Origin of the sequence: Acinetobacter sp. V2 (genome assembly GCF_001188385.1) — a bacterium.
Classification (GTDB): Bacteria; Pseudomonadota; Gammaproteobacteria; order Pseudomonadales; family Moraxellaceae; genus Acinetobacter; species Acinetobacter oleivorans.
Map to the genome: position 1 here is coordinate 55,127 of NZ_JZFB01000007.1, position 4,276 is coordinate 59,402.

Annotated in this window: 7 protein-coding genes; 6 read left to right on the top strand and 1 reads right to left on the bottom strand. The window is 38.2% G+C overall.

Annotation, left to right across the window (positions count from 1 at the left end):
* The first annotated feature begins 229 nt into the window (after nt 1-229).
* The 5 genes from UC75_RS16735 to UC75_RS16755 all read left to right on the top strand — a co-directional run bounded on the left by UC75_RS16735 (nt 230) and on the right by UC75_RS16755 (nt 3,063).
* Nucleotides 230-538 carry a BolA family protein gene (locus tag UC75_RS16735; RefSeq protein WP_000051228.1) on the top strand — a complete coding sequence of 103 codons (309 nt, stop codon included), beginning with the start codon at nt 230-232 and terminating at the stop codon, nt 536-538.
* A gap of 11 nt (nt 539-549) precedes the next feature.
* Nucleotides 550-942, top strand: a complete 393-nt coding sequence (locus UC75_RS16740; RefSeq protein ID WP_049838235.1) for a SirB2 family protein — start codon at nt 550-552, stop codon at nt 940-942.
* A 76-nt stretch (nt 943-1,018) separates the two neighbouring features.
* Nucleotides 1,019-1,858 carry a ParA family protein gene (locus tag UC75_RS16745; RefSeq protein WP_049838236.1) on the top strand — a complete coding sequence of 280 codons (840 nt, stop codon included), beginning with the start codon at nt 1,019-1,021 and terminating at the stop codon, nt 1,856-1,858.
* Between the two features lie 13 nt (nt 1,859-1,871).
* A complete protein-coding gene (locus UC75_RS16750; RefSeq protein ID WP_049838237.1) occupies nt 1,872-2,258 on the top strand; it encodes a hypothetical protein in 387 nt (128 codons plus the stop codon).
* 214 nt (nt 2,259-2,472) lie between these two features.
* Complete coding sequence (locus UC75_RS16755) at nt 2,473-3,063, top strand: LysE family translocator (RefSeq protein ID WP_004795327.1); 591 nt, start codon at nt 2,473-2,475, stop codon at nt 3,061-3,063.
* On the opposite strand, the gene UC75_RS16760 is transcribed toward UC75_RS16755, so the two are convergent.
* Nucleotides 3,064-3,711 carry a DedA family protein gene (locus UC75_RS16760; protein ID WP_004795326.1) on the bottom strand — a complete coding sequence of 216 codons (648 nt, stop codon included), beginning with the start codon at nt 3,709-3,711 and terminating at the stop codon, nt 3,064-3,066.
* Nucleotides 3,712-3,905: 194 nt separating this feature from the next.
* On the opposite strand from UC75_RS16760, the gene UC75_RS16765 reads away from it, so the two are divergent.
* On the top strand, nt 3,906-4,276 hold a 371-nt coding region (locus UC75_RS16765), incomplete at its 3' end, for a DoxX family protein (protein ID WP_049838260.1).

Here is a 4,276-nt window from a genome sequence, read left to right on the forward strand (position 1 = left end):
GTGCCGCTTATAATACATTAAGCGAAACATGGGTCAACAACTTTATGCAAATAAATATGCTGATTGCATAAAATAAAAACAGAAATGAGCAATTAGATGTATTTTTATCGTTAAGTTGCCGAATAAATAGACATTTTGTTTGGAGTCAAAGCATACAAGAGCAACTTTTGTTTGTGTGTAGACAGGGTATACTAGGTTCAAATATACGAATAATCGTAAAGGAAAAGCTATGAGCCTTGAACAACAATTGATTGAACGGTTACAAACCCTTGCACCTAGCCATTTGGAAGTTATTAATGAGTCGGCTGGACATGGTGGTTATTTCCCAGGTAAAGAGTCACATTTTAAAGTGATTGTAGTGAGTGAAGAATTTAATGGATTACGTTTAGTTCAACGTCATCAAAAAGTTTATGCCTTAGCTTCAGACTTAATGAATCCAGGTCAAATTCACGCTTTAGCAATTCATGCCTATTTACCAAGTGAGTGGCAAGGTCAAGCACCTGCTAGCCCAGAATGTGCACATGCACCTAAAAGCTAAGGGCTACTTTCATGGATGCACATTTACTCACTAAAATTATTCATATGACTGCGGTGGCTGCCGCACTTATGGTTTTTGTCTTACGCGCTTCAACTCTGTTTGTAGGCGTGCAAGGGGAGCAACCAAATCCAGCGGGACGCAAAATATTAGTTGCCTTACAGCATCTATCATTTACCGTGGTTTTTATTACGGGCGCAATTTTATTGGTCATGAAAGACTTTCAGGTACAGCCGTGGTTTTACGCTAAAATTATTCTATTTTTAGTCTTGTTATCTTCGCTGATGAAAGCCTTTAAAAAAGATGACACTCTTTTATTGGCGCAACGTAGGGCGGGTTTAATCATTAGTACGATCGCATTTATTGCTATTATTATTTTAGTAATTGTGAAACCTGTTTTTGCTTAATTGTTCTACATTCTTTGCCTTTTTGCTTAAGCTCTAGGTTAAACTGCGTACAGTAAAAAAATATGCAGAGGGAAACATGTTAACTCGTGTGGTGTTTAACCAAAAAGGCGGTGTAGGGAAATCAAGTATTACTGTAAATTTGGCTGCAATTAGTGCCAAACATGGCTTAAGGACATTGGTCATTGATCTTGATCCTCAAGCCAACTCTAGTCAGTACCTTTTAGGGGATGACGCAACCTATTCTGCTGAAAAATCAATTTTAGAACCAAATATTGAAAATTTCTTTGATGATGTGTTGGGAAACAATCAACAAAAGGGTTTAATCGGTAATGCATTAGGTTCGATTTTAAAAGCCCCACGAAATAAAGATATTGATAGCTTTGTACACTCAACTCCCTTTGCAAAATTAGACGTGCTTCCTGCTAGCCCAACACTTGGTGCTCTTGAACATGCACTTGAAAGTAAACATAAAATTTATAAATTACGTGATTCAATTCAAAACTTAATTGGACGATATGATCGTATCTATATAGATACACCACCTGCATTTAACTTTTTTACTTTATCGGCACTCATAGCAGCAGATAAAGTCTTAATTCCCTTCGATTGTGATGTCTTTTCAAAGCGTGCGTTACAAACATTGATTGAAAATGTTCTCGAAACGCAAGATGATCATAATGATCGCTTGGAAATTGAAGGAATTGTCGTCAACCAATTTCAAGCTCAAGCAAAATTACCTCGGGAAGTGGTTCAGCAGTTGAAAGATGAAGGGTTGCCTGTACTTAATAGTATGTTACCGCCTTCGGTTTTAATGAAAGAATCGCATCAGAAAAATTTACCTTTGGCTCATTTGGCACCAGAACATAAATTGACTCAAGCTTATGAGACATTGTTTGGTGAAATTGAGCCAAAATGATAAGAGAAAAATGATGAAAGGCTTATATATTGCGCCTTTGGTGGCAGCCACTTTATTACTCGGCGCTTGTGCTACGACGGTAAAACCGACTTACGTGTCTCCGACTCAATATCAATCTTTGGGCTGTCAGCAGCTACAAAGTGAATATAACCGTATCCAACAATATATCGATAATGGCGTACAAACTCCGAAAAGTACCGGTATGGGTGTTGGACTTGGGCTCGGCGGTGGTTGGGGACGAGGCGGTTGGGGATTCGGTCCATCTATCTCTGTAAATATGGGACAATCTTCTTCAACGAAAAATACCGAACTTTCACGTGTTTTAGGTCAGCAAGAAGCAATAGTTCAGGCTGCTCAGTTTAAAAATTGCCCGAGTATTGTTCGAAAAAAGACGAATTAATAGTCGATTTTGCATCACAATATGCTAATTAAGGCATATTGTGGTGAATAAAGTTTAGCAAAATGTTTCATAATAAAATTAATATAAATCAATGCGTTTTAAATTTTAAAGCTTAATAAATTCTGTATTTTCTATAATCAAAAGCCCTCACAAACTTGCTATATTTTGCCTATTTCGTTTAAGGTGGCCCCATCTTGGATGTTGTGGAAATTTTATGATTGAGAGTTGGTTTTTTGTATTGGCAATGTTGGCTGTTTTGCTCATTCCGGGGCCGACAAATGCTTTACTTGCAACCGCTGCTCATTCTCAAGGTTTATCTAAAGCATTCTGGCTTATCCCAATGGAATGGTTAGGCTATGCCTACGGTATTAGCTTTTGGGCTGTATTTATTCATTTAGCTGCTCCAATTTGGCCAGCACTACTGCTCATTTTGCATATTACGAGTGTACTTTATGTATTCTGGCTTGCTTTTCACTTATGGAAGAACACCCATTTACAACAGTTCAGTCAAAGTCATCGCAATATTCGACCACGTCAATTATTCTTATCAACCTTAAAGAATCCTAAAGCTTTGTTGTTTGCAGCGGGTATCTTTCCTGCTGAAGCATGGAATTCGCCTGAAAATTTTCTTATTGTATTTGGTGTTTTTACATTAATCCTGATTCCGGCAGCAAGTTTCTGGATGCTTTTTGGACGAGCGTTGTTAGCCGGTCCAATCAAGAAAATAAAAGCCGATCATTTATATAAAGGATCGGCCATGTTGCTCATTTTATGTATGCTTCCGGTGGTATTCCGTTTCTTCTAATTAGTCTCGAACATTGGCTTTTCGGTTTTTGAGTTTTTCACGTATAAATCCGATGATGCCTGGTAAAACACTAATAATAATGATGCCGAAAATAAGATGGGTAAAGTTATCTTTAACGATTGGCATATTTCCAAATAAATAGCCTAAAGTGACAAAAGACGCGACCCAACACAATGCTCCAATCAAGTTATAAGTTAGGAAAAACTTATAGTTCATGCTACCAGCCCCAGCAACAAAAGGCGCAAAGGTGCGGGCAAATGGAACGAAGCGAGCAAAAATAATCGTCTTGCCGCCATGGCGAGCAAAGAATTCTTGAGTTTTAACTAAGTGCTGTTTATTAATGAATCGGGAATTCATTTCAAACACACGTGGACCGATAAAACGTCCAATATGATAGTTTACCGTGTCACCTAAAACGGCAGCAATGAAGAGTAGAGTGCCCAGTACCCATGGATCCATCGCGCCTGTAGATGCTGCTAAAGCACCAGCTGCAAATAGTAAACTATCTCCCGGTAAGAACGGCATAACCACTAAACCGGTTTCAACAAAAATAATTAAAAATAGAATGCCATAAATCCACGTTCCGTAATTTATAATAAATTCGGCGAGATGTTGATCAACGTGTAGAATAAAATCAATAAGTTCCATGATAAGAGCAAGTGGTAAACCGTGCTCAAATCCTAGCAGTGAGCCTATAGAAAGTCAGTATAAAGCATCAAAAAAATACAAATTGATCATCTCGTTTATGCAACGATATATATGGATTTTGAGTATTTAATTATCAATGTCCCAAACCTAGAATGAGCTCATCAATAAATAAGCATTTAAATAAAGGTGGCAATATGTTTAATCCAAATGTAGTGGTCAAAAATATCGTAACGCAGTCAGGTGCAGATAGTTTCATTAGCCTTATTGCGCGTCTTCTTATCGCCTATATCTTCCTTGTTGCAGGTTGGGGGAAAATTACCGGTTATGCAGCAACTGCTGGATATATGGAAGCAATGGGGGTTCCAGCAGGAATTCTTCCTTTAGTGATCTTGGTTGAGTTTGGTGGTGGTTTAGCCTTGTTATTTGGTTTCCAAGCACGCTTTGCGGCTTTTGGACTTGGAATCTTTAGTATTCTTACTGCATTTTTATTCCACCAAGGTGGTGCTGATGCAGCGGCGCAATATAACAATGGCATCCATTTCATGAAAAACCTTGCAATGGCAGG

Coding starts and splice junctions, on each gene's coding strand:
- UC75_RS16735 (WP_000051228.1), top strand. CDS start 230: ATGAGCCTTGAACAACAATTGATTGAACGGTTACAAACCCTTGCACCT.
- UC75_RS16755 (WP_004795327.1), top strand. CDS start 2,473: ATGATTGAGAGTTGGTTTTTTGTATTGGCAATGTTGGCTGTTTTGCTC.
- UC75_RS16750 (WP_049838237.1), top strand. CDS start 1,872: ATGAAAGGCTTATATATTGCGCCTTTGGTGGCAGCCACTTTATTACTC.
- UC75_RS16760 (WP_004795326.1), bottom strand. CDS start 3,711: ATGGAACTTATTGATTTTATTCTACACGTTGATCAACATCTCGCCGAA.
- UC75_RS16740 (WP_049838235.1), top strand. CDS start 550: ATGGATGCACATTTACTCACTAAAATTATTCATATGACTGCGGTGGCT.
- UC75_RS16745 (WP_049838236.1), top strand. CDS start 1,019: ATGTTAACTCGTGTGGTGTTTAACCAAAAAGGCGGTGTAGGGAAATCA.